Raw genomic sequence first — 24,717 nt, forward strand, 5'->3', positions numbered from 1 at the left:
GGACATTCACATGCGCAAGCAAGTATCGATGGCGATCCTCTGCCTGGCCTCCAGCGCAGCAAGCGCGGGCACGATCTACAAATGCAAGGAAGGCGGCAGGATCAGTTACCACGACCAGCCCTGCGGGAACGGCGCGGTGGCCCTGAAGGTGCAGGCCACGCCAAACCCGGCGCCGGACGCCCTGGCCCGGCTCGCGCGCGAGCGCGCCCTGCTGCAGGAAATCGAAGAGGCACGCGCGACGCGCGAGGAGCAGGCCGCACGCGAGGGTGTCCGGGCCCAGCGGGCCGCGGCGGCCGTCCGGCGTCGCTGCGACAAGCTGCGCCTGCAGCACAAGTGGGCCATCGAAGACGCGCGGCGCGCCGGCCGCGACGACGCCGAACGCGCCGGCACCAAGGCGCGGCGGCAGGCCGAGGCACTGGCGGTGGAATGCCCGTCCTGAGCCTGCCCACCGGAATCCTGTCTCGCTGGCTCCTGTTCGGCGAATGGCGCGCCCATCCCGTGCGGGCGCTGCTCGCCATCGCCGCGATCGCGGTCGGCGTCGCCATGGGCTTCGCCATCCACCTCATCAACGCAGCCGCCTTCAACGAGTTTTCCGCCGCCGTCAAGACCCTGGCCGGCCAGGCCGACGTCCAGGTGGTCGGCCGCGAACCCATGTTCGACGAATCCGTCTACGCCAGGCTGGCCGCCCATCCGCAGGTGGCGGTGGCGGCGCCGGTGCTCGAGCTGTCGGCCGGCTTTCCCGGCATGCAGGGCTCGCTGCGCATCGTCGGCATCGACGCCTTCCGCGCCGGCTTCATTTCGCCCGACCTCACCGGCGTGCCGCAAAATGGCCGCATGACCGACGTGCTGGCCGACGACGCCCTGTTCCTGTCGCCCGCCGCCCAGGCCTGGCTGCAAAAACGGCCAGGCGACACCCTCGTGCTGCGCGCCGGGACCGGCGACGTCAGGCTGCGCGTGGCCGGGCCGGTACAGCGGGCACGCGCGGGCCAGCGTATCGCCGTGATGGACATCGGCGCCTTGCAGTGGCGCTTCAATCAGCTGGGGCGCCTGTCGCGGGTCGACCTCAAGCTGCGCGACGGGGTCGCCCGCGCCGCCTTCCAGCGCAGCCTGGCCGGGGAGCTGGAGCGCAGCTTTCCGGGGCGCTTCCTGGTGCGCCAGCCGAACGACAGCGACCAGGAAGAGCGCAACGCCAACCTGAGCCGCGCCTACCGCGTCAACCTGACCGTGCTGGCGCTGGTGGCCCTGTTCACCGGCGCCTTCCTGGTGTTCTCGACCCAGGCGCTGTCGGTGATGCGCCGGCGCAGCCAGTTCGCGCTGCTGCGCGTGCTCGGCCTGGAGCGCAATCAACTGCTGGGCCAGGTGCTGCTCGAGGGCGCCGTCCTGGGCGTGCTCGGCGCGGCGCTGGGCATCCTGGGCGGTTACGCGCTGGCGGCCCTGGCCCTTGCCTATTTCGGCGGCGACCTCGGCGCCGGTTACTTCCCTGGCATCCGCCCGCAGGTCCAGTTCACGCCGGTGGCGGCCACCGTGTTCTTCCTGCTCGGCCTGGGCGTGGCCCTGCTCGGCTGCCTGGCGCCGGCGCTGGAGGCGGCCAATTCCCGGCCGGCGGTGGCGATCAAGTCGGGCGCCGACGAAGCCGCGCTGTCGCGCCTGGCGCGGGTCTGGCCATCGCTGCTGTGCCTGTCCCTGGCCGCCGTGCTGGCCTTCGCGCCGCCGGTGTTCGAGCTGCCGCTGTTCGGCTACTTCTCGATCGCCCTGCTGCTCATCGGCGGCATCGGCCTGATGCCGCGCCTGGCCGCGGAAACCTTCCGCCGCATGGAGGGCCTGCTGCTGCGCGCGCGCCGCGCGCCGCCGATCCTGCTGCTGTCCCTGTCGCGCCTCGCGAATGCGCCGGGCCAGGCGGCGATCGCGCTGGGCGGTGTGCTCGCCAGCTTCAGCCTGATGGTCGCGATGGGCATCATGGTGGTCAGCTTCCGGGTCTCGGTGGACGACTGGATGGGGCACATCCTGCCGGCCGACCTGTACGTCCGGGCGGCAAGCAGCGGCAATACCGGTTTCCTCACACCCGAGCAACAGGCGGCGCTGCGCGCCACGCCCGGCGTCGCCCAGGCCCACTTCCTGCGCACCCGTCCCGTGTCCTTGTCCCCCGAACGGCCCAACGTGGTCGTGATCGCGCGCGACATCGATGCGCGCGATCCCGGGCAGCTGCTGTACCTGGTGGGCACCAGCGCGCCGGTACCGGGCGGTGCGCGGCCGGCCTGGGTATCCGAAGCCATGCTCGACCTGTATGGCGTGCGCGTCGGCCAGACATTGACGCTGCCGCTGGGGGGCGCCCAGGCGACATTCTTCGTGGCCGGGGTGTGGCGCGACTACGCCAACCAGGCCGGTTCGGTGGTGATCCGCCTGGCCGACTACCGGGCCCTGACGGGCGAAGGCGAAGTCACGGATGCCGCCCTGTTCGCGGCGCGCGGCAGCAGCGCCGAGCAGCTCGAAGGCGCGGTGCGCGCCCTGCCTTTCGGGGCGGCGCTGCAGACCATGTCGGCCGGCGAGATCCGCGCCGCCAGCTTGCGGATCTTCGACCGCAGCTTTGCGGTCACCTATCTGCTGGAAGCGATCGCCATCGCCATCGGACTGTCCGGGGTGGCGGCCAGCTTCTCGGCCCAGACCCTGGCGCGCTCCAGGGAGTTCGGCATGCTGCGCCACGTTGGCGTCACCCGCGGCCAGGTGCTGGGCATCCTTGCCTTCGAAGGCGGCCTGCTCACCCTGCTCGGGGTGGCCTGCGGCTTCGCGCTGGGGCTGGTCATCAGCCTGATCCTGGTTTATGTTGTCAACCCGCAGTCGTTTCACTGGACAATGGGACTGCACCTGCCGTGGACCTTGCTGGGGAGCGTGGCCGCGGTGCTGGTCGGGGCCTCGATCCTGACGGCACTGGTATCGGGACGTTATGCGCTGTCGGGTGGTCCGGTACGCGCGGTCAGGGAGGATTGGTAATGCGGTTAGTGGTATTTGTTGTGCTGTTGTTCCTTGCGCAGTGGGGCCGGGCCGAGCCGCCGCAGTTCGCACCCGTGGTTCCCGGCACCACGCTGTCCTTCCCGCGCGACTTCGGCGCCCACCCGGAATTTCGCACCGAATGGTGGTACGTCACCGGCTGGGTCGAAACGCCCGACCGCAAGCCGCTCGGCTTCCAGGTCACCTTCTTCCGTAGCCGCACCGAACACGACCCGAGGAACCCGAGCGCGTTTGCCCCGCGCCAGCTGGTGATCGGCCACGCCGCCCTGTCCGACCCGGCGCTGGGCCGCCTGGTGCACGACCAGAAGAGCGCCCGCGAAGGCTTCGGCCTGGCCTGGGCCCGCACCGGCAACACCGACCTCAAACTCGACGACTGGCGCATGGTGCGCGAAAGCTCAGGGCATTACCGCGTCACCATCCGCTCGAGCGAACTGACGCTGGAACTGCGCCTGCAGCCGACCCAGCCGGTGCTGGTGCAGGGCGAAGGCGGTTATTCGCGCAAGGGCGCCAGCCCCCAGCACGCCAGCCATTACTACAGCGAACCGCAGCTGAAGGTGAGCGGCAACGTGGGCCGCGCCGGCAGCCTGCCCGTGGCCGTCACCGGCAGCGCCTGGCTGGATCACGAATGGTCGAGCGAAGCGCTGCAGCCCGAAGCCACCGGCTGGGACTGGATCGGCGTGAACCTTGACGATGGCGGCGCCCTGATGGCTTTCCAGATTCGCAGCAAGCAAGGTGGTAAACTATGGGCGCACGCCACCGTGCGCGATGCCGCGGGCCGCGTGACCCGCTACGCGCCCGACCAAGTCGATTTCACGCCCACCGCGCGCTGGCGGTCGCCGCGCACCGGCGCCGAGTACCCGGTGGCCCAGGATGTCGCCACCGGCGCGCTGCGCTGGCAGCTCACTCCCCTGCAGCAGGACCAGGAACTCGATTCGCGCCGCTCGACCGGGGCGGTGTACTGGGAAGGCGCGGTGACGGTCAGCCGTGACGGCAAGCCCTTGGGGCGCGGCTACCTGGAAATGACGGGCTACGTGCGCCCGATGAAGCTTTGAACAGAACAGAACATTGAAGAACAATCCGCCCGAGACAATGACTTCCCGCTCCACCGGCAATACCGATTCCGACACCTCCCGCAAAGGCAGCCTGGCTGCGCTCAAGGGCCTGCTGCCCTTCCTCGCGCCCTACCGCCGCCAGTTCGTCCTGGCCGGCATCGCGCTGCTGTTCGCGGCCGGCGCCACGCTGGCGATTCCCGCCGCCTTCAAGCAGATGATCGACCACGGCTTCGGCGCCGACGCCGGCCGCCAGAACATCGAGCACGTCAATGCCGTGTTCCTGGCCCTGTTCGGCGTGGCCGCCGTGCTGGCAGTGGCCACCGCCGCGCGCTTCTACATGGTGTCGTGGCTGGGCGAGCGCGTGGTGGCCGACGTGCGCGCCGCCGTCTACCGCCACGTGGTGCACCAGAGCCCCGAATTTTTCGAATCCACGCGCACCGGCGAAGTGCTGTCGCGCCTGACCACCGACACCACCCTGATCCAGACCGTGGTCGGCACCAGCATCTCACTCGCCTTGCGCAATACCCTGCTGTTCATCGGCGGCCTGGTGATGCTGTTCGTGACCAGCCCCAAGCTCACCGCGATCATCCTGGGCCTCCTGGTGCTGGTGGTGCTGCCGATCGTGCTGTTCGGGCGCCGCGTGCGCCAGCTCTCGCGCGACTCGCAGGACCGCATCGCCGACGCCTCGGCGCTGGCGGGCGAGATCCTGAACGCCATGCCCACCGTGCAGTCCTTCACCCACGAGGACATCGAGGCCGGCCGCTTCGGCAGCTCCGTCGAAGGCGCCTTCCAGACCGCGATCCGGCGCATTCGCGCCCGCGCCACGCTGACCATGCTGGCCATCGTGCTGGTGTTCGGCGCCATCGTGTTCGTGCTCTGGCTCGGCGCCCATGCGGTGCTTGGCGGCACGATGACCGGCGGCGACCTCGGGCAGTTCATCCTGTACGCCTCGATCGTGGCTGGCTCGGTCGGCGCATTGTCCGAAGTGATGGGCGAAGCCCAGCGCGCCGCCGGCGCCACCGAGCGCCTGCTGGAACTGCTTGCGGCCCGCTCCGACATCCAGGACCCGGCCCATCCGCAGCCGCTGCCCCCGCGGCTTGCCAACGGCGCCCGCGTGACGCTCGACGACGTCAGCTTCAGCTATCCCTCGCGCCTGGATACCGCGGCGCTGTCGCACCTGAAGCTCGACATCGCCGCCGGCGAGACCGTGGCCGTGGTCGGCCCCTCGGGCGCCGGCAAGACCACCCTGTTCCAGCTGCTGCTGCGTTTCTACGACCCGCAGGCCGGCAGCATCCGCCTGGACGGCATCGACATCCGCGACCTGGCGCTGCACACGCTGCGCGACGCGATCGGCATCGTCCCGCAGGACACCGTGATCTTCTCGAGCAGCGCGCTGGAGAACATCCGCTACGGCAGGCCGGATGCGAGCGACGAGGAAGTGGTGGCGGCGGCGAAGATGGCCGCGGCCCACGAGTTCATCGAGCGCCTGCCGCAGGGCTACGGCTCCTACCTGGGCGAGCGCGGCGTGCGCCTGTCGGGCGGCCAGCGCCAGCGCATCGCGATCGCGCGCGCCCTGCTCAAGAATCCGCCGCTGCTGCTGCTCGACGAAGCCACCAGCGCCCTCGACGCCGAGTCGGAACGCCTGGTGCAGCGCGCGCTCGAGGCGGCCATGGTCGGCCGCACCACCATCATCATCGCCCACCGCCTGGCCACGGTGCAGCGCGCCGACCGCATCATCGTGCTCGACGAAGGCCGCGTGGTCGAAGCCGGCACCCACGCCTCGCTGGTCGCGCACGGCGGCGTGTACGCCAACCTGGCGGCGCTGCAGTTCCAGGCCCACGCGCCGCTCGAACAGCAGGCTTCCTGAGTTTCCGGCCGGGCGCGCGGTGATGACGGAAGCGCATCGGGATTGCTTGCCAATGCGGCATCTGTGTTGTGGCGGCGCCGCGCACACCACGGTTTTTGAACCGGTTTTGTTGCGCTACGGAAAGTCACAACGGTATGATGCCTCTGGTTCCCGATCCAGTGTGCCTCATGCCCTCCTCCCGATATCATCCCGCCAACTGGAATGTTGGCACCCGCATCAGCGCCATCACCTTCGTGCTGACGGCCGCGATCATTGCCGCGCTGGTCGCGACGATCACCTACGCCACCTCGCGCATGCTCGAGGAGCGTGCCACCCAGAGCGTCACGAGCGAACTGCGCAGCGTGGCCAACACGGTCGAGATGTTCAACAAGAGCGTCAGCAGCTCGGCCAGGAGCTTCGGCCAGATCTTCCGCCATGGCCTGCCCGGCAGCTTCGAGCTCGACCCGGCGACCACGGTGGACATCGGCGGCAAGGCCACGCCCACGCTCAAGCTCGACGGCAAGGTGCTGAACCTCGACTTCGGCGCGCCGGACAGCTTCACCGCGCAGACCGGCGGCAACGCCACCATCTTCGCCGCGGACGGCGAGGACTTCGTGCGCGTAACGACCTCGGTCAAGAAGGAAAACGGCGAGCGCGCCATCGGCACCACCCTGGACCGCAACAGCCCGGCCTATGCCGTGCTGCGCGACGGCCGCAGCTACATCGGCCTGGTCACCCTGTTCGGCAAGCAGTACATCACCCAGTACGAGCCGGCGCGCGATGCCGCCGGCAAGGTGGTCGCGGTGCTCTACGTGGGCGTCGACATCACGGAAGACATGAAGCTGCTGAAGGACCGCATCCGCGCGCTCAAGGTGGGCGAGACCGGCTACTTCTACGTGCTGAACGCCGCCCCGGGCAAGCACTACGGCGAGCTGCTGGTGCACCCGGGCAGCGAAGGCGCCAATCTGCTCGACAGCCGCGCCGCCGACGGACGCGCCTTCATCCGCGAGATGCTGGAGAAGAAGAACGGCAGCATCGTCTACGACTGGCAGAACCCGGGAGAGAGCGCGGCGCGCGAAAAGTTCGTCGCCTACACCCACATCAAGGACTGGAACTGGATCATCGCCGGCGGCACTTACCGGGACGAGATCACCGCGGCCGCCACCGAACTGCGCCAGCGCTTCATCCTGGCCGGCCTGCTGGCCCTGGCGGTGCTGGCCGCGCTCCTGTACGCCGTGGTGCGCGCCAGCGTGGCGCGTCCGCTGGCGCAGGTGCGCGACGTCGCCAGGCGCATCGCCGAGGGCGACCTCACGGCGCGCATGGAGAGCCGCGGCCGCGACGAGATCGGCCTGCTGACCGAGGCCATCAACAGCGTGGGCGCCAGCCTCTCCAGCGTGGTGGGCAAGGTGCGCCTCGGCGCCGAGCAGATCGCCAGCGCCTCGCAGCAGATCTCGGCCGGCAACCTGGACCTGTGCCAGCGCACCGAGGAGCAGGCGGCCAGCCTGGCCGGCACCGCCACCTCGATGGACCAGCTCACCGCCACCGTGCGCCAGAACGCCGACAACGCGCGCCAGGCCAACCAGCTCGCCGTCAGCGCATCGAACGTGGCGCAGCGCGGCGGCGCCACCGTGGCCCAGGTGATCGAGCGCATGGACGCCATCAGCCAGTCGTCGCGCAAGATTTCCGACATCACCGGCGTGATCGACGGCATCGCCTTCCAGACCAATATCCTGGCCCTGAACGCGGCCGTGGAAGCCGCCCGTGCGGGCGAACAGGGCCGCGGCTTCGCCGTGGTCGCGAACGAGGTGCGCAGCCTGGCCCAGCGCTGCGCGGCGGCGGCCAAGGAGATCAAGCTGCTCATCGACGCATCGAACGGTGAAGTCGAAGCGGGCGGCAAGCTGGTGGCCGACGCCGGCGCCACGATGCAGGACGTGCTGGCAAGCGTGGCGCGCGTGACCGACATCATGGCCGAGATCACCGCCGCCAGCCAGGAGCAGACCGGCGGCATCGAGCACATCAACAGCGCAGTCGGCGCCATGGACGAGGCGACCCAGCAGAACGCGGCCCTGGTCGAAGAGGCCAGCGCCGCCGCCCAGGCCATGCAGGACCAGGCCGACGAGCTGGCGCGCGCCGTGCGCCTGTTCCGCCTTGCCGACCACGGCGACACGAACGCGATCGCATCCACGCCGCGCCGCCTCGCTCTCGGCGCCCGCTGAGGCCCTTTTCCGAAGCGCCCGGTTCGGTGTAGAGTGGCAGGCTTCGCCAGGAGCCTGCCTTGAACGACACCGAATTGCAACGCCGCTGCCACCTCGTCTTCCCCGGCCACCGCGCCCGCACGCCCGCCGAACTGTTCGTGGCCATGGCGGCATGGTGCGAGGCGAACGACGTCCAGCACGACGTTTACGGCAGCGGTCCGCTGCTGCAGGAATTCGAAGACAGGATCGCGCGCCTGCTGGGCAAGGAGGCGGCGGTGTTTTGCGTCAGCGGCACCATGGCCCAGGTAACGGCGCTGCGCCTGGCCTGCCAGGACCGCGGGCGCGATCTCGCCGCCCTGCACCCGACCTCGCACATCTTCGTGCACGAGCGCTCGAACTACCAGCTGCTGGGCCACTTCAACGCCCTTGCCGCCGGGGAGCGCTACCGTCCCTGGCGCGTCGCCGACCTGGCCGCGATCCCCGACCGCCTGGGCGCGGTCGGCATGGAACTGCCCCTGCGCGAAATCGGCGGCCAGCTCTCTTCCTGGGACGAACTGGAGGCGATCAAGGCGCATTGCCGGGCGCGCGGCGCCCACCTGCACATGGACGGCGCGCGCCTGTGGGAAGCGGCCGCCGGCTACGCCAAGCCCTTGATGGAGGTCGCGGCCGGCTTCGATTCCGTCTACGTCTCGCTGTACAAGGGGATCGACGGCCTGGGCGGCGCCATGCTGGCCGGCAGCCGCGAATTCGTGGACCGGGCCGCCGAATGGTTCCGGCGCCAGGGCGGCAATGTCATCCACCGCTCGCCCTATGTGGTGGCGGCCGCGATGGGCTTCGAGGAACGCCTGGCCGCGATGCCGGCCTGCCTGGAGCGCACGCACTTCCTGTACCGCGAACTGGCGGCGCACCCGATCATTCGCGTCAACCCGGCGGCGCCGCACACCAACATGCTGCACCTGCACCTGCCGGTGACGGCCGAGCGTGCGCTGGCGATCCGCCGCGAGCTCGCCGAGCGGCATGGCATCTGGATGTTCAACCGCATCGCCGTCACCGCCCTGCCGGGCACCAGTTCCTTCGAGCTTTACGTGGGCGACAACCTGCTGAATGCGCCGGACGAGCAGGTACGCGAGGCGCTTGCGCTGTTCGCGCGGGCGCTCGGCGCTCAGGACGACAAGGACGCGTACCAGTCCGCATAGGGCGTGTTCGCCACCATGCGCCGGTTGTAGTCGGGGGTGCCGTCGGTCCACCAGACCGGCCCGCGCTCACCGAGTGCACGCTTGGCCGCATCGACCTCGGCGCGGGCACGGCGCTCGGCGCCGGTGTCGCCGGCCCGCTTGGCCATGCCGACCTGCCTGCGCGCCCGCATCAGTTCGTCGACCAGTTGCTGGCGCTGCTGCGGCGCCAGCGCCGGGTTGCTCGATCGCCAGAGCCGGCCCGCGACCACGAAGTAGCGGCCGTCCGGCGTGCTGGGATGGTTCGGGGAAGTCGGCATGAGCGCACTATACCGCAGGGCGCGCCAGGGACGAGGTCAAGCCGGGCGCTCTCGGTTACAATGACGGACTGTCACCTATCGTCATACCCAATGCGCCAATACCTCGACTTCATGCGCCATGTGAAAGAGCATGGCGCGGTCAAGACCGACCGCACCGGCACCGGCACCCTGTCCGTCTTCGGCTACCAGATGCGTTTCGACCTGCAGCAGGGCTTCCCCCTGCTTACCACCAAGAAGGTCCACCTCAAATCGATCATCCATGAACTGATCTGGTTCCTGCAGGGCTCGACCAACATCGCCTACCTGAAGGAGAACGGCGTCCGTATCTGGGACGAATGGGCCGATGCGGACGGCAACCTGGGCCCGATCTACGGCTACCAGTGGCGCAGCTGGCCGACGCCCGATGGCGGCCACATCGACCAGATCTCGCAGGTGCTGGACCAGATCCGCAATTCGCCGGACTCGCGCCGCATGATCGTATCAAGCTGGAACGTGGCCGACCTGCCGAACATGAAGCTGCCGCCCTGCCATGCCTTCTTCCAGTTCTATGTAGCGGACGGCAAGCTGTCCTGCCAGCTGTACCAGCGCAGCGCCGACATCTTCCTGGGCGTGCCCTTCAATATCGCGTCCTACGCGATCCTGACCCACATGATGGCCCAGCAGGCCGGCCTGGAAGTGGGCGAGTTCATCTGGACCGGCGGGGACTGCCACCTGTACAGCAACCACATGGAGCAGGTCGACCTGCAGCTGTCGCGCACGCCGAAAGAACTGCCGCGCCTGGTCGTCAAGCGCAAGCCGGATTCCCTGTTCGACTACCGCTTCGAGGACTTCGAGGTCACGGGCTACGATCCGGACCCGGCGATCCGGGCACCGGTGGCGGTCTGAACGCGTCCATATTCCTTGACATCCTGCTCTCAAAACGACAACACTTCTACCTCTACACATGACGACGGACACGACGATGGGCGATGCGGCTTTGACTTTGGTAGTGGCCATCGATGCCCAGCGCGGCATCGGCATCGATAACCAGCTGCCCTGGCACCTGCCCGAAGACCTGGCTCACTTCAAGCGCGTCACCCTGGGCAAGCCCATCGTCATGGGCCGCAAGACCTTCGATTCGATCGGCCGCCCGCTGCCCAAGCGCCGCAACATCGTCATCACCCGCAATCCCGGCTGGTCGCACGAGGGCGTGGAGACCGCAAGCTCGCTGCCAGCCGCGATCGCCCTGCTGAATGGCGAAGCGGCCAGCATCATCGGCGGCGCCCAGATCTTCAACGAGGCGGTTCAGCTGGCCGACCGCATGATCGTCACCGAGATCGACCACGTGTTCCGCTGCGATACCTTCTTCCCGCCGATCGACCCGGCCGTGTGGCGGGAAAGCGCGCGCGAGGCCCACCACTCCGACGCGAACGGCTATGACTTCGCCTACGTGACCTATCTTCGAAAGCAGGATTGACACCATGACCGACCAGGCAGTTCGCACTCCCGGCACGCGCGGCGGCGACGGCTTCGCCGGCAAGGTGGCGGTCCTGATCGCCATCCTGGCCACCCTCGGGACCATGTTCGGCTTCATCGGCAGCGCCTCGCACAACAACGCCGCCCTGTACAAGAGCAATGCGGCGATCGACAAGACCAGCGCGGCCAATGCCTGGAACCACTACCAGGCCAAGACCAACCGCCAGAACCTGTCCGAGGTCGCCGCGGCCCTGCCGGGCACCGACAGGGAGCACTATCGCGAAGAGATACGCCGCTACAGCGCCGAGAAAGAAAGCATTCGCCAGGAAGCGGAACGCTTCGAGGCCAGCTCGAGCGAATGGAACACCTTGTCCGAGAAAGAACTGCACCGTCACCGCCAGTGGGCTGCCGCCGCGGTCGCGCAGCAGATCGCGATCTCGCTGGCCGCCATCAGCCTGCTGTCGCGCCGCACCTGGCTGCTCACGCTCACCAGCGCCGTGGCCGCCTTCGGCATCACGCTGGGCCTGTTCGCCGCGATCCAGGCCGATCCGATGCCCTTCTCGGCCGGTCCGCTGCTGGCGGCCTTCGGCGCGGCGGCCCTGACCGAGGTCTTCCGGCGGGTCGGCAGGAGGCTTTCCAACTGAGTTTTCCAGCTAGTGTGCGACAGGCAGCGCGTCTACTGGCTAATCTTGCAAAAAACTTGCACCGGCGCGCGCGATTTCTGCGAAAATCCGTTTCCTCTTTTTTCCCGGTGCCGTGGCCGGCGGAGCGACCCACCCGGGCCGCCCGCTTCCACGGCGCTTCGCTTTGGAGCTGTCCATGAAATTTCGTTTCCCCATCGTCATCATCGACGAGGACTTCCGTTCCGAGAACACCTCCGGTCTCGGCATTCGCGCACTCGCGGCCGCGATGGAGCAGGAAGGCATGGAGGTGCTCGGCCTGACCAGCTACGGCGACCTGTCCCAGTTCGCCCAGCAGCAGTCGCGCGCCTCCGCCTTCGTCCTGTCCATCGACGACGAGGAATTCGGCGGCGGCTCGGTCGAGGAAACCGATTTCGCCCTGACCGGCCTGCGCGCCTTCGTGCAGGAGATCCGCCACAAGAACGCGAACATCCCGATCTACATCTACGGCGAGACCCGCACCAGCCGCCACATCCCGAACGACATCCTGAAGGAGCTGCACGGCTTCATCCACATGTTCGAGGACACCCCGGAGTTCGTGGCGCGCCACATCATCCGCGAAGCCAAGGCCTACCTCGATTCGCTGGCGCCGCCCTTCTTCCGCGCGCTGGTCAACTACGCCTACGACGGCTCCTACTCGTGGCACTGCCCGGGCCACTCGGGCGGCGTCGCCTTCCTGAAGTCGCCCATCGGCCAGATGTTCCACCAGTTCTTCGGCGAGAACATGCTGCGCGCCGACGTCTGCAACGCGGTCGAGGAACTGGGCCAACTGCTGGATCACACCGGCCCGGTCGCCAAGTCCGAGCGCAACGCGGCGCGCATCTACAATGCCGACCACTGCTACTTCGTGACCAACGGCACCTCGACCTCGAACAAGATGGTCTGGCACTCTACAGTCGCCCCGGGCGACATCGTGGTGGTCGACCGTAACTGCCACAAGTCGATCCTGCACTCGATCATCATGTGCGGCGCCATCCCGGTGTTCCTGATGCCGACCCGGAACAACCTCGGCATCATCGGTCCGATCCCACTGGAAGAATTCACCCCGGAGTCGATCGCCCGCAAGATCGAAGCGAACCCGTTCGCGCGCGACGCCGTCAACAAGAAGCCGCGCATCCTGACCATCACCCAGTCGACCTACGACGGCGTGGTGTACAACGTCGAGACCCTGCGCGAAATGCTGGACGGGAAGATCGACACCCTGCACTTCGACGAAGCCTGGCTGCCGCACGCCGCCTTCCACAGCTTCTACCAGAACATGCACGCAATCGGCGAGAACCGCCCGCGCGCCAAGCAGTCCATGATTTTCTCCACCCAGTCGACCCACAAATTGCTGGCCGGCCTGTCGCAGGCCTCGCAGGTGCTGGTGCGCGAGTCGGAAACCGTGAAACTCGACCAGGACGCCTTCAACGAGGCCTACCTGATGCACACCTCGACCTCGCCCCAGTACTCGATCATCGCCTCCTGCGACGTCGCCGCGGCCATGATGGAAGCGCCGGGCGGCACCGCCCTGGTGGAGGAATCGATCCTGGAAGCGCTGGACTTCCGCCGCGCCATGAAGAAGGTCGACCAGGAATTCGGCGACGACTGGTGGTTCAAGGTGTGGGGCCCCGACGTGCAGTCGGAAGAAGGCATCGGCGAGCAGAAGGACTGGATGATCCACGCCGAGGACGACTGGCACGGCTTCGGCAAGCTGGCTCCGGGATTCAACATGCTCGACCCGATCAAGTCGACCATCGTGACCCCGGGCCTGTCGCTGGACGGCAAGTTCGGCGACACCGGCATCCCGGCCTCGATCGTGACCAAGTACCTGGCCGAGCACGGCGTGATCATCGAGAAGTGCGGCCTGTACTCCTTCTTCATCATGTTCACCATCGGCATCACCAAGGGCCGCTGGAACACCCTGGTGACCGCGCTGCAGCAGTTCAAGGACGACTACGACCGCAACCAGCCGATGTGGCGCGTGATGCCGCAGTTCGCCACAGCCAACCCGCGCTACGAAACCCGCGGCCTGCGCGACCTGTGCACCGAGATCCACCTGTTCTACAAGCAGTACGACGTGGCGCGCCTGACCACCGAGATGTACCTGTCGGACATGGTGCCGGCCATGAAGCCGTCGGACGCCTTCGCCAAGATGGCGCACCGCCAGATCGAGCGCGTCGCGATCGACGAACTGGAAGGCCGCATCACCGCGATCCTCCTGACGCCTTACCCGCCGGGCATTCCGCTCCTGATCCCGGGCGAGCGCTTCAACCGGACCATCGTCGACTACCTGCGCTTCGCGCGCGACTTCAACGAGCGCTTCCCGGGCTTCGAGACCGACGTGCACGGGCTGGTCAAGCGTGAAGTCGACGGCAAGCGCGGCTACTTCGTGGATTGCGTGATGCAGGACGCGTAATCAAGGAAGGTCCCGCCGATGGGGACAAGGCTTCGGCCCTGTCCCCATTGTCGTTCTGCGCTAAGCTATGGCGTCATGGACCCCACCCTCTTCTTCACCACCCGCCGCCCGCGCCTGCAGCGCATCGCCTACCGCATGCTCGGCTCCGTCGCGGAAGCCGAAGACGTCGTCCAGGACGCCTGGCTGCGCTGGCACGGCGCCGACCGTGAGCAGATCATCGAACCCGATGGCTGGCTGGTGCGCACCGTCACCCGCCTGTGCCTCGACGTCCTCAAATCCAGCCGCATCAAGCGCGAGCAGTACATCGGGCCCTGGCTGCCGGAACCCTACATCGATCCCGAGGACGAGCCGGACGACATCACCCTGCCCCTGATGCTCGCCATGGAACGCCTGTCGCCGCTGGAGCGCGCCGCTTTCCTGCTGCACGACGTGTTCGAACTCGATTTCAAGGAAGTCGGCGAAGCCATCGGCCGCGAGAGCGCGGCGGCGCGCCAGCTGGCCAGCCGCGCGCGCACGCACGTAGCGGATGCGCGCCCGCGCTTCCCTGTGCCGCAGGACGAGCAGCAGCGCATCGCCGGCGCCTTTTTCGCGGCCTCGCGCAGCGGCGACCTGGGGCAACTGAAACAGCTGCTGGCGGACGATGTGGTGTTCTACGGCGACGGCGGCGGCAAGCGCAATTCGGCAGTCAACCCGATCCATGGCATGGACAAGGTGGCGCGCTTCTTTCGGGCGCTGGCCGAGAAAGGCTGGAGCAAGGCCGAGCTGCTCGGCGACGCGTCGATCGGCGGCCTGCCCGGCCAGCTCACCATCGAGCTCGACGGCATGCTGCAGGCGATGGCGGTGGAGATCGACGGCGGCAAGGTCACCGCCATCTACGTGACGCGCAATCCGGACAAGCTCGGCCACCTGGGCCGCGCCATGCCGCCTAGCGGCGCTTGAGTTCGAGGGGCGCTGCGGGCGCCTGGCTTGCCTCGCGCATCTCGCGGCGCGCGTGCGTGATGACCGAGTAGGCGGCGGACAGGCCGAGCAGGCCCATGATGGTGGCCACCAGGAGGTCCGGCAGGCCGCTGCCGGTCCCGAACACGCCGAGGGCGGCGAGCATCACGGCCACGTTGGAAATCGCATCGTTGCGGGTGCACAGCCACACCGAACGCATGTTGGCGTCGCCGTTGCGGTAGGCCCACAGCAGCGCACCCACCGAGCAGTTGGCGACCAGGGCGAGGAAGCCCACCACGCCCATGGTTTCCGCCTTCGGCACGACGCCGAGCTGAAGGTGCCACAGGGCGGTGCCGAGCACGAAGATGCCATAGCCGCCCATGGTCGCGCCCTTGACCAGCGCGGTGCGCGAGCGCCAGATCGGCGCCAGCGCGAGGACGAACAGGGAGATGCCGTAGTTGGCGGCGTCGCCGAGGAAGTCGACGGCGTCGGCCAGCAGCGCGACCGAGCCGGCGGCCCAGCCGGCGACGATCTCGACGCCGAACATCAGCGCGTTGACCCAGAGCGCGATCCAGAGCACGCGCCGGTAGCGGGGGTCGACCGGCGGCTTGCTCGAGGAGCAGCCGCCGCTGCAGCAATCAGCCATACGGGTTTAGCCCATCAATATGATTCAATCCTGACAGGATACCGCAAAATTTGAATCAGGTTTTCGGCAGCGTCACGCCGTGCTGGCCCTGGTACTTGCCGCCGCGGTCCTTGTACGAGGTCTCGCAGATTTCATCGGATTCGAAAAACAGCACCTGGGCGCAGCCTTCGCCGGCATAGATCTTGGCCGGCAGCGGCGTGGTGTTCGAGAATTCCAGGGTCACGTAGCCTTCCCACTCCGGCTCGAAAGGCGTGACGTTGACGATGATGCCGCAGCGCGCGTAGGTCGATTTGCCCAGGCACACGGTCAGCACGTTGCGCGGAATGCGGAAGTACTCGATGGTGCGGGCCAGCGCGAAGGAATTCGGCGGGATGATGCAGACATCGCTTTTCACGTCCACGAAGGAATTCGAATCGAAATTCTTGGGATCGACGATGGTGCTGTTGATGTTGGTGAACACCTTGAACTCGTCGGCGCAGCGAATATCGTAGCCATACGACGACGTGCCCCACGAAATGACCCGGCGGCCGTCGGACTCGCGCACCTGGCGCGGTTCGAAGGGTTCGATCATCCCGGTCTCTTCCGCCATGCGGCGGATCCATTTATCGCTCTTGATAGCCATCAGTGACATTCCAAAAAATCAATCCCGCGATTTTACGCTAAACCGCCGCCGCCGACACGCTTTGGGTGGCCGGCATCGATGGCGACAACAGGCGCGCGATCATCTCGTGGGTCAGGCGCGCCGTTTCCTCGGGTTTCTCGAGCGGGTACAGGTGGCCGCCCTCGATCATCACCAGATTGCGACCGACCAGGCGGCGGGTAGCGTCCAGGCCGGCCTGGCGCAGCTCTTCCGAGGTGGTGCCGGCGATGAAGCCGATCGGTAGGGGAAAAGGCTCGCGCAGGATGGCGCCCATGTGGTGCGGCAGCGTGTTGTAGATCATGGTTTCCACGGCCCGGTCGAAGCGCAGCTGCACGCCTTCCGGATGGGGCTGGAGGCCGTGGTCGAGGTAGTCGTCGAGCGCACCCGGCGCCCAGGCCTGGAACATCGGCTTGGCGATGAAATGCTGGTAGGCCGCCGCCCGATCCGGCCAGACATTGCGCCGGCGTTCGGAAAACCTCGCCGGCGAGAAGCGCGAACCCATGCCGCGTTTCTTGACCAGCTTCCACAGGAAGGCGCGCCAGCCGGCCACCACCGGCGAATCCAGCATGACGACGCAGCGCGCCAGCTCGGGACGCTGCTTGGCCGCCATCATGCTCAGCATGCCGCCGAGCGAATGGCCGACCAGGATCGGCGGGCGCTCGTAGCCCTCCAGCTGGTGGATCAGCTCCTCCACCAGGCCGTGCCAGCCGTCGCCCACCGGAAAGCGCGGGTCGTGGCCGTACATGTCGTGCGCGCGCAGGTCGTAGTGCGCGCCGAGGGCCTGGAACAGCCGGCTGTAGGTGCCGGCCGGGTAGCTGTTCCCGTGGGAGAAGTGCAGCAGCGGTTTGCTCATGAGGGTATGGCGTGAATGTCAACGGTCCATTGTAATGAAAGAGCCCGGCGCACGAACCGGGTTTAGAGGGGAATGCCTACACCAGTAACTTGTCGACATGTAAATCCAGGTAAAATTTCGCACTGCACAAAATGTTCCCGGCGGCGCCTTTGCTATCCTGCTGCCCATGAACCACGTACTGCTGATTGACGACGACGTCGAACTCGTCGGGATGTTTTCCGAATACCTGGAACAGGAAGGCTTTCGCACCACCTGCGTCCACAACGGCCACGACGGCGTGCGCGAGGCGCTGCGCGGCGACTATGCCATTGCGGTCCTCGACGTGATGATGCCGGGCACGAACGGCATCGAGGCGCTGCGCCAGGTCCGCGCGGCCGGCTGCGCAGCGAGCCGGATTCCGATCCTGATGCTGACCGCGCGCGGCGACGACGCCGACCGCATCCTCGGCCTGGAACTGGGCGCCGACGACTATGTCGCCAAGCCCTGCACGCCGCGCGAACTGACCGCGCGGGTGCGCGCCATCCTGCGCCGCACCCAGGCCAGCGGCGCCGGCCCCGGCACGGTGCTCACGGTCGGCAAGCTGAACATGTATCCGGAACAGCGCCGCGCCAGCTGGGACGGCGCGGCGCTGGAGCTGACCAGCACCGAATTCAACCTGCTCGACGTGCTGGCGCGCCACGCCGGCCGGCCCGTCAGCAAGAACGAGCTGTCGGAACAGGGCCTGGGCCGGCCACTGGCGCGCTTCGACCGCAACATCGACGTGCACCTGAGCAGCCTGCGCCAGAAACTCGGCCTGCTCGCGGACGGCCGCTCTCCGTTGCAGACGATCTACCGCCAGGGCTACCAGCTGATCCGGGACTGACATGGGCCGCCTGTTCTGGAAGTTCTTCCTCTGCATCCTGCTCGCCCAGGTTGCCGCCACCATCGGTATCGGCGGCGCCTTCTGGCTGCGCGACCGCGCCCGCAGCCAGGCGATCGAACTCGACAACGGCCCGCCGGCCTGGATCGCACTCGACGCGGCCGCCGCCACCCTCAAGCACGGCGGGGTCCAGGCCCTGCGCGGCATGCTGGGCGAGCTGCAGCGTCCCCAGGTGTTCGTGCAGGACAGCCAGGGGCGCGAGCTGCTGGGCCGCCCGGTGCCGCCCGAACTGCAAGCCGAAGTCAGGCGCCAGCTGGCCTCGGGCGAGCCGCGCCGCGGCATCCGGCAGCTGGCCGGGCCCGATGGCGAACGCTACACGGCCTTCGTGCGGCGCCAGTTCCGTGGTGCGCCGCTGCCGGGCGCCGGCGCGGCCGCGGCGGCCCACGGCCGCCCGGGCGAAGCGCCACGGGGCCCAGGGCCGGGACGGCGCGTCGGCCAGGTCGCCGGCATCGTCGCCGCCACCCTGGCCAGCCTGCTGTTCGCCGCCCTGCTGGCCTGGTATTTCTCGCGCCCGATCCGGGCCTTGCGCAGCGCCTTCGAAGCGGCTTCGCGCGGCGACCTGGCCCCGCGCTTCGCCAGCCCGGGCCGCGCCGGCGACGAGCTGAGCGACCTGGGACGCGACTTCGACCGCATGAGCGCGCGCCTGGCCGCCCTGATGGACGGCCAGCGCCGCCTGCTGCACGACGTCTCGCACGAACTGCGCTCGCCGCTGGCGCGGCTGCAGGCCGCGGTGGGGCTGGCGCACCAGCAGCCGGACCGGATCGGCTCCTCGCTCGAGCGCATCGAGCGCGAGAGCATGCGCATGGATAAACTCGTCGGCGAACTGCTGACGCTCTCGCGGCTCGAAGCCTCGACCACCCTGGCGCGGCGCGAACAGCTCGACCTGACCGAACTGGCGGACCAGATCGCGGCGGATGCACGCTTCGAGGCGGGGCCCGAAGCGCCCCGCATCTGCGTGGAGGCGCCGGGCCCGATCCTCGTGCAAGGGGACCCGGACCTGCTGTGGAGCGCGCTGGAGAACGTGGTGCGCAACGCGATCCGCCATGGCGGCCACGGGAATGTCGGGATCGTGCTGCACCGTGACGCGCAATGGGCGCACCTGGACGTGCTCGATTGCGGCCCCGGGATCGCCGCGGCCGACCTGGCATCGATCTTCCGGCCCTTCTTCCGCTCCAACCCGAACAAGGTGGACGGCCACGGACTGGGGCTGGCGATCGCCCAGCACGTGATGGCGGCGCACGGCGGCGGCATCGGTGCGTCCAACCGCGAGGGAGGCGGCCTGCAGGTGCGACTCAGCCTGCCCCTGAAGGATTGAACGCTAGCGTCCGTGCCAGTAGCGGCGCCGCTCGGCACGGTATTCGGTCACGTCGAGCGTGCGGCCGAAACGGAGCAGGACCGCGCCCGATTCGTCGGTGCGCAGCCTGCGGATGCCCAGGCTGGCGTAGCGCTCGTAGACCTCCTTCTTCGGGTGGCGGTAGCGGTTGCGGTAACCCACCTGGAAGATGCCGAGCCTGGGCTCCACCGCGGCCAGGAAGGCGGCGGTCGACGAGGTGCCGCTGCCGTGATGCGGCGCCAGCAGCACGTCGGCGCGCAGCCGGCCCGCCGCGGTCTGGATGAGCTGCATCTCCTGGGCCGCCTCGATGTCGGCCGCCAGCAGCATCGCCTTGCCAGCACCGCTGACGCGCAGCACACAGCTGCGGGCGTTGGCTTTCAGGCCGTCCTGTTGGTAGGACTGCGGCGTCGGCCCGAGCAGCTCGAAGCGCACCCCGTCCCAGCTCCACGCCTGGCCCGCGCCGCAGCGGCTGTGGCGGCGCGCCGCTTGCACCACCGGGTGGCCCGCGGACAGCGAGGAATGGACCTGCACGACGCTCACGCCCTCGAGCAGCGTGCGGGCGCCGCCGGCATGGTCGACGTCGCTGTGCGAGACCACCAGCGCATCCAGCGTGCCGATCCCGCGCCCGCGCAGGTAAGGCAACAGGATCCGCCCGGCCGCGTCCGCGCCCGGCCCATACTGCGGACCGGCGTCGTACAGCAGCCGGTGCCGCTCGGTCTCGACCAGCAAGGCCATGCCCTGCCCCACATCGAAGGCGGTCACCGAGAACGTGCCGGCGGGTGGCGCGCTTGGCAGCTGGGCCAGCATCGGGGCCCAGGCGGCCAGCCCGGCCCACCGATGCGGCCAGCCGCGCGGCGCCAGCATCCACGCGGCACCAAGCATCGCCAGCACGAAGATCCACGGCTGCGGCGCCGGCGCGTTCATGACCGCCAGTGGGCTGGCGGCCAGCCAGGCCAAGCCGTCCGCCAGCACCTCGATCGCCAGGTGTGCCAGCCCGAGCACCCAGCCTGCCAGCGGCGCCGGCAGCAGCGCCCCGAGCAGCGCCAACGGCGTGACGAACAGGCTGACCACGGGAATCGCGACCGCATTCGCGAACGGGCTGGCCAGCGATACCTGCGCGAACAGCAGCATGGTCAGCGGCACCAGCCCGACGGTGACGGCGTACTGGGTACGCACCGCCATGCCGAGCGTGCGGCGCCACCCGGCGTCAAGCTGCACCCGCCCCAGGTTGGCGTACAGGATCACGGCCACGGCCCCGAATGACAGCCAGAAGCCGGCCCCCAGCACGGCCCAGGGATCGATCAGCACCACCACGGCCAGCGCCAGGCACAGCACATGCGACAGCGCCACCACCCGGCCGAACCACAGCGCTGCGGCCACCGCCGCCAGCATGTAGAAGGTGCGCTGCGCGGGCACGCCGGACCCGGCAAGCAGCACGTACAGCAGCGCCACCAGCGCGCCGGCGAGCGCCGCGGCCTTCTGGGCCGGCAGCCGCAGCGGCAAGGCGGCGTCCTCCACGAAAAAGGACCGGCGCCACAAGCCGGACATGGCCCATGCCGCCAGGGCCGCGACCATGGTGATGTGCAGGCCCGAGATCGACACCAGGTGGCTGATGCCGGTGCGATTGAAGACGTCCCAGCTCGACTGCGGGATGCCGCGCTGGTCGCCGATCACCAGTGCGACGATCACGCCGGCATAGCGCTTGCCGTCCAGTTCGCGCAGGATGTGGCGCCGCAGCGCGGCGCGGGCGCGCTCCACCACATGTCCCGGGCGCAGCACAAAGGCGTCGAGGCGGACATTGCGCGGGCCGGCGGGACGCACGTAGCCGGTGGCGCGCACCCCCTGTTCGAGCAGCCAGGCTTCGTAGTCGAAGCCGTAGGGGTTGGCGTTGCCGTGCGGACGCTGCAGGCGGACAACCAGTTGCCAGCGCTCGCCGGGCTCTACCGGCGTCAGGCTGTCCGTGGCCGCTGGCTGCCCGTACCAGGAAATGGCGATCCGCGGCGGGACCGTGGCGTCCGGCGTGAGGACCCGTTCGACGCGCAGGTGGAAGCGCGCGCCGCCGTCGAATTCATGCGGCAGGCTGTCGACGGTGCCGACGATGGTGACGTCCCGGCCTTCCTGTTCTCGTGGCAGCGCATCGGAGAGGGCGATGTGGGCCAGGCAGGCCGACCATGCGGCGCCGAGGATGGCGGCGGCGAACAGGCTTGCGGCACGTTTGCGCAACGCGAACAGGACCAGCGCGACCGCAAGGGCGCAGGCCAGGTAGGCCGGTGGCGGCAGTTCGGCGCGTGTCTGGAGCCAGCATGCCCCGGCGAGGAAGGCGAGGATCGCGCAGCGCATGGGCCGGGCCCGCAGGCTTGCCTGGGTGTGGCGGCGCTAGGCTGCGGGGCTCTCGGCGACGAGCTGGAAGTCGTGGAACTGGTCGGCGACCAGCTTGGGCGGCGGCGAGCAGGCGCAGATGCACAGGTCGTCGCTCAGCGCGCACTCCTTGCCTTCGGACTGGTCGGGCAGGCGCGGCATGACGCACTGGATGACGCCCTGCTCGCCGCACTCGGGGCAGTCGACCGGATCGCCTTCGCGGGCGATCGGCATGCCGTCCAGGGTGGTGAAGGTGCTGGTAGCCCTGACGGTGCCGCCCGCCGTGGTGGTGGCGCCGGCGCGGATATAGAAACGCTTGTGGGTCACTCCGCTCTCCTTCGGGGGAAAGCTGGAATGTAGCTGAGCTGGGGTGGTTGGGTTTGCGGAAACTCAGCTTAATCTCGCGATGTCTTAGGCTGGGTTATCTGGATCGCTCATGGATTGGCTTTGCTAAAGGGCTAGTTCGCAGTCTGATGCTTGACAGCACACGGTCCCACAAGCCCATGCCGGCTTCGTTCGACATCGATGTCGGTGCAGGTCCGGCGTTGCTACCTCCGGTAGTCATCGAAAATACCAGGCGTGGAGTAAAAGCGTCTTTGTCCGTGCCGTTCACTTCCCAATGAAAGGTATAAACTTCCGCATCATTGTCCTCAACAACGCTCCGAACCAATTCTTCCCCCGTCAGACCTCGAATCTCACGAGGCCGGGCACGCAAGCGGGTCACCCGCAATTTCTCAAGCATCGACAGCCGGTCCTCGGAAGCTGCTCCTCGCTTGAGCAAGCCATCGCCATCGCCATCGGGCTTGCTTCTGGCAGACGTCATCAACAGGAAATCAGTATCCGGATGACTGGGTAGATTGGCAAACATTGTGACCTGTTCTGCCCGATCCGCGTCAAGCGGGCCGCGAACATACGCGTGGTCGAGGCAAAAGCCAGGCTCTGCAGGAATTGTGTTTCGTGGATTCGGCACAAGCTTGGCTACCAGCGCGGAAACATCTTCTACACGATTTGGGAAGCCGAAATCCGAACCTAGATCAATGCTTACGCCCTCACTGTGTACGAGCGCTTCGACAGCAATTCCTTCATAACTGAAGTGCTCGTTCACCAGGCCATTACCTGCACTACCCTCGTTGACTGTTCGGCTGTGAACGAATATTTTTCCAACCAATCCCGCTTCGGCGCTTACTTCTTTTACCAACTCAAGGTTCTTGTTTCCACCAAGCCGATCGGGTTTGCTCTTGATCTCCGCTTCACGCTCAGCAAGGCGAGCTCGAAATGCATCAGCGGACTCGTCAAAGGCCGCGACCTCGAAGCCGTTAATGCGTGCCCGGCCCAGTTCTACTCGCGCCTCTTCCGGCATGTCGATCAAAAACCTGCCGACACATGCGGTTTTCATCTTCCCGGTCAGCCGCGCCAGTTCGATTCTCGTTTGCCCGCTCCTCGCGTCCCAAGGTTTCGCCAACCCAGCGATAAGAATTCCCACCGCAATCGCCATCCCCGACCAAGCCAGACGCCGCATGTCAACTCCAAGTAAGCTACAGCCGATGAGAATGTCCGCAGCTTGCGCCGAACGAACGAAAGATGCTATGCCTGTTGACTGAGGGGCGGCACATCACGGGAGCCCGAAGCGTCGCTGTCCGCCTGGCGCGGCGCCTCTGCATGCCGCATCAGGCGCCACGCACTGCGGCGCTGGATCGCCTGCGGTGCAGAAGACGGGTGACCGAAGATTCCTGGCGCAACAGTGAAGGTAGCCGGGGGTAGCAAGCTTCCTTGTGCAAACCAACGGGTTCCATCGAGCGCGTGCGATTCTTCGCAACGCCACCACCCACTGGCGGGGCACGGGGCTCCAGTTGACGAAAAACTACCAATCGGTGCGTCGCTAGGCTGTGCACCTCCGGACGTGGCAAGAGCTACAGTGACTCCATTGGGCACGACTGCTTTCGCCAAGGGCAGCGGCGGCTGAAGCCTTTTACGCGCACGATTGTCTACCAGCGTCCAGGACGTCGGGCTCTCTGACTCGGCGGTAGGTTGCAGACCACGAACTTTATTCCACAACGTTTGCGGCAATAGTAGTAGCGCTTGCGGCATGCGCTCGCCCTTCTTGATGTACTGCCGCTGTCCACCCAGTACGCGGGTGCCATTTCCGCCATCACTGCAAAGCCACCAGCCGCTTTGCGGGCATCGATCTCCCGCCAGCGCGTGCAGACCTAAGCGGGATTCAGGCACCACAACATGCGCCACTGTCTGCGGCTCTACCGAGCGCAGTCGAATACTGGACGATATCTTGTCCCATAAACCAAGCGCTACGTCTTCTGACATGGAAGTGGGAATTGGGCCATTCTCGCTCTTGCCCGTAGACATTTTGAGTACCACGTGCGGAACCATGACATTGTCTTCTGTCCCGTTCACCTCCCACCAGAAGCTGTACACGTGCGCGTCATTTTCTTCTACGCCCCGTCGAACCAGTTCGTCGCCGGTGAGGCTGCCAATTTTCCTGGGTGCTGCCCGTAGTCTGGTGATCCGCATCCTGTCGGCGAACGACAGTTGCTCCTCCGCCGTGGTGCTCCTTGTAAGCAGGCCTTCCTCATCGGGCTTGTTTCCAGCAGATAATAAAGTGGACCCATCAGTCAAGACACTGAGCCGGCTAGTTTAAGCTGTGTCCATTTCCACTTTCGCAGCTGTCCGGCGCTGCCCCGTTTCGCCGTTTTTCTCCGGCGCCTGGTCCGCGTTGCTAAACTTGTCGACGATCAGCGCGCCTCCCCCAACACCAGCAATGTAGACATGGTCCGGCGTCTCATAGCCCAGCGCCTGATGCGGACGCTCGGCGTTGTAGAACGCAAAGTACTGCGCCAAACCCACTGTCAGCTCGGCCATGTTGGCGTACCCCTTCAGGTACACGTCCTCATAC

Annotated in this window: 22 protein-coding genes; 13 read left to right on the top strand and 9 right to left on the bottom strand. The window is 67.5% G+C overall.

Features of this window, described 5'->3' with window-relative positions:
* Positions 1-10: 10 nt before the first annotated feature.
* The 6 genes from YWC_RS0123330 to YWC_RS30545 all read left to right on the top strand — a co-directional run bounded on the left by YWC_RS0123330 (position 11) and on the right by YWC_RS30545 (position 9,295).
* Positions 11-439, top strand: a complete 429-nt coding sequence (locus tag YWC_RS0123330) for a DUF4124 domain-containing protein (protein ID WP_027867549.1) — start codon at positions 11-13, stop codon at positions 437-439.
* Positions 427-2,988, top strand: coding sequence for an FtsX-like permease family protein (locus YWC_RS0123335; protein WP_027867550.1), 2,562 nt, complete (start codon positions 427-429; stop codon positions 2,986-2,988). Before YWC_RS0123330 ends, YWC_RS0123335 begins: the two co-directional genes overlap by 13 nt.
* Positions 2,988-4,058: a lipocalin-like domain-containing protein gene (locus tag YWC_RS0123340; RefSeq protein ID WP_027867551.1), complete on the top strand. Its 1,071-nt coding sequence runs from the start codon at positions 2,988-2,990 to the stop codon at positions 4,056-4,058. Before YWC_RS0123335 ends, YWC_RS0123340 begins: the two co-directional genes overlap by 1 nt.
* A 37-nt stretch (positions 4,059-4,095) precedes the next feature.
* Positions 4,096-5,925, top strand: a complete 1,830-nt coding sequence (locus YWC_RS0123345) for an ABC transporter transmembrane domain-containing protein (RefSeq protein WP_027867552.1) — start codon at positions 4,096-4,098, stop codon at positions 5,923-5,925.
* Between the two features lie 167 nt (positions 5,926-6,092).
* Positions 6,093-8,120, top strand: a complete 2,028-nt coding sequence (locus tag YWC_RS0123350) for a methyl-accepting chemotaxis protein (protein WP_027867553.1) — start codon at positions 6,093-6,095, stop codon at positions 8,118-8,120.
* A 59-nt stretch (positions 8,121-8,179) separates the two neighbouring features.
* Positions 8,180-9,295 carry a threonine aldolase family protein gene (locus tag YWC_RS30545; protein WP_036215642.1) on the top strand — a complete coding sequence of 372 codons (1,116 nt, stop codon included), beginning with the start codon at positions 8,180-8,182 and terminating at the stop codon, positions 9,293-9,295.
* On the opposite strand, the gene YWC_RS0123360 is transcribed toward YWC_RS30545, so the two are convergent.
* Positions 9,262-9,591, bottom strand: coding sequence for a hypothetical protein (locus YWC_RS0123360; RefSeq protein ID WP_027867554.1), 330 nt, complete (start codon positions 9,589-9,591; stop codon positions 9,262-9,264). The genes YWC_RS30545 and YWC_RS0123360 overlap by 34 nt on opposite strands.
* A 90-nt stretch (positions 9,592-9,681) precedes the next feature.
* On the opposite strand from YWC_RS0123360, the gene YWC_RS0123365 reads away from it, so the two are divergent.
* The 5 genes from YWC_RS0123365 to YWC_RS0123385 all read left to right on the top strand — a co-directional run bounded on the left by YWC_RS0123365 (position 9,682) and on the right by YWC_RS0123385 (position 15,063).
* Complete coding sequence (locus tag YWC_RS0123365; protein WP_027867555.1) at positions 9,682-10,476, top strand: thymidylate synthase; 795 nt, start codon at positions 9,682-9,684, stop codon at positions 10,474-10,476.
* 76 nt (positions 10,477-10,552) lie between these two features.
* Positions 10,553-11,047, top strand: a complete 495-nt coding sequence (locus YWC_RS0123370) for a dihydrofolate reductase (protein ID WP_027867556.1) — start codon at positions 10,553-10,555, stop codon at positions 11,045-11,047.
* A 4-nt stretch (positions 11,048-11,051) separates the two neighbouring features.
* A complete protein-coding gene (locus YWC_RS0123375) occupies positions 11,052-11,690 on the top strand; it encodes a DUF4337 domain-containing protein (protein WP_027867557.1) in 639 nt (212 codons plus the stop codon).
* Between the two features lie 175 nt (positions 11,691-11,865).
* Entirely contained in the window at positions 11,866-14,124 is a 2,259-nt protein-coding gene (locus YWC_RS0123380) for an arginine/lysine/ornithine decarboxylase (RefSeq protein WP_027867558.1), read from the top strand.
* A gap of 75 nt (positions 14,125-14,199) precedes the next feature.
* Positions 14,200-15,063, top strand: a complete 864-nt coding sequence (locus tag YWC_RS0123385; protein WP_027867559.1) for a sigma-70 family RNA polymerase sigma factor — start codon at positions 14,200-14,202, stop codon at positions 15,061-15,063.
* On the opposite strand, the gene YWC_RS0123390 is transcribed toward YWC_RS0123385, so the two are convergent.
* The 3 genes from YWC_RS0123390 to YWC_RS30550 are packed head-to-tail and all read right to left on the bottom strand — an operon-like array spanning position 15,050 to position 17,199.
* Positions 15,050-15,706, bottom strand: a complete 657-nt coding sequence (locus YWC_RS0123390) for a cation efflux transmembrane domain-containing protein (protein WP_027867560.1) — start codon at positions 15,704-15,706, stop codon at positions 15,050-15,052. The genes YWC_RS0123385 and YWC_RS0123390 overlap by 14 nt on opposite strands.
* A gap of 55 nt (positions 15,707-15,761) precedes the next feature.
* Positions 15,762-16,328 (bottom strand): dCTP deaminase, encoded by a 567-nt coding sequence (gene dcd, locus YWC_RS0123395; RefSeq protein WP_027867561.1) that lies wholly within the window; start codon positions 16,326-16,328, stop codon positions 15,762-15,764.
* 37 nt (positions 16,329-16,365) lie between these two features.
* On the bottom strand, positions 16,366-17,199 hold the full coding sequence (locus YWC_RS30550; RefSeq protein WP_051306693.1) for an alpha/beta fold hydrolase: 834 nt from the start codon (positions 17,197-17,199) through the stop codon (positions 16,366-16,368).
* 166 nt (positions 17,200-17,365) lie between these two features.
* Between YWC_RS30550 and YWC_RS0123405 the strand changes: the two genes are divergently transcribed.
* Together YWC_RS0123405 and YWC_RS0123410 are read left to right on the top strand one after the other, a co-directional pair.
* Positions 17,366-18,061 (top strand): response regulator transcription factor, encoded by a 696-nt coding sequence (locus YWC_RS0123405; RefSeq protein ID WP_027867562.1) that lies wholly within the window; start codon positions 17,366-17,368, stop codon positions 18,059-18,061.
* Position 18,062: 1 nt separating this feature from the next.
* Positions 18,063-19,433 carry a sensor histidine kinase gene (locus YWC_RS0123410; protein WP_027867563.1) on the top strand — a complete coding sequence of 457 codons (1,371 nt, stop codon included), beginning with the start codon at positions 18,063-18,065 and terminating at the stop codon, positions 19,431-19,433.
* Positions 19,434-19,436: 3 nt separating this feature from the next.
* Here the strand turns inward: YWC_RS0123410 and YWC_RS0123415 are convergent, their stop codons facing one another.
* The 5 genes from YWC_RS0123415 to YWC_RS33065 form a co-directional block, all read right to left on the bottom strand.
* Positions 19,437-21,791: a DNA internalization-related competence protein ComEC/Rec2 gene (locus YWC_RS0123415; protein WP_027867564.1), complete on the bottom strand. Its 2,355-nt coding sequence runs from the start codon at positions 21,789-21,791 to the stop codon at positions 19,437-19,439.
* 36 nt (positions 21,792-21,827) lie between these two features.
* Positions 21,828-22,136, bottom strand: coding sequence for a PAAR domain-containing protein (locus YWC_RS0123420; RefSeq protein ID WP_027867565.1), 309 nt, complete (start codon positions 22,134-22,136; stop codon positions 21,828-21,830).
* 94 nt (positions 22,137-22,230) lie between these two features.
* Complete coding sequence (locus tag YWC_RS33060; protein WP_156923855.1) at positions 22,231-23,328, bottom strand: T6SS immunity protein Tli4 family protein; 1,098 nt, start codon at positions 23,326-23,328, stop codon at positions 22,231-22,233.
* A 65-nt stretch (positions 23,329-23,393) separates the two neighbouring features.
* Positions 23,394-24,440, bottom strand: a complete 1,047-nt coding sequence (locus YWC_RS34225) for a T6SS immunity protein Tli4 family protein (RefSeq protein WP_169728150.1) — start codon at positions 24,438-24,440, stop codon at positions 23,394-23,396.
* Positions 24,441-24,458: 18 nt separating this feature from the next.
* On the bottom strand, positions 24,459-24,717 hold a 259-nt coding region (locus tag YWC_RS33065), incomplete at its 5' end, for an integrase core domain-containing protein (RefSeq protein WP_036215647.1).

It is taken from the genome of Massilia alkalitolerans DSM 17462 (assembly GCF_000427785.1).
Classification (GTDB): domain Bacteria; phylum Pseudomonadota; class Gammaproteobacteria; order Burkholderiales; family Burkholderiaceae_D; genus Telluria; species Telluria alkalitolerans.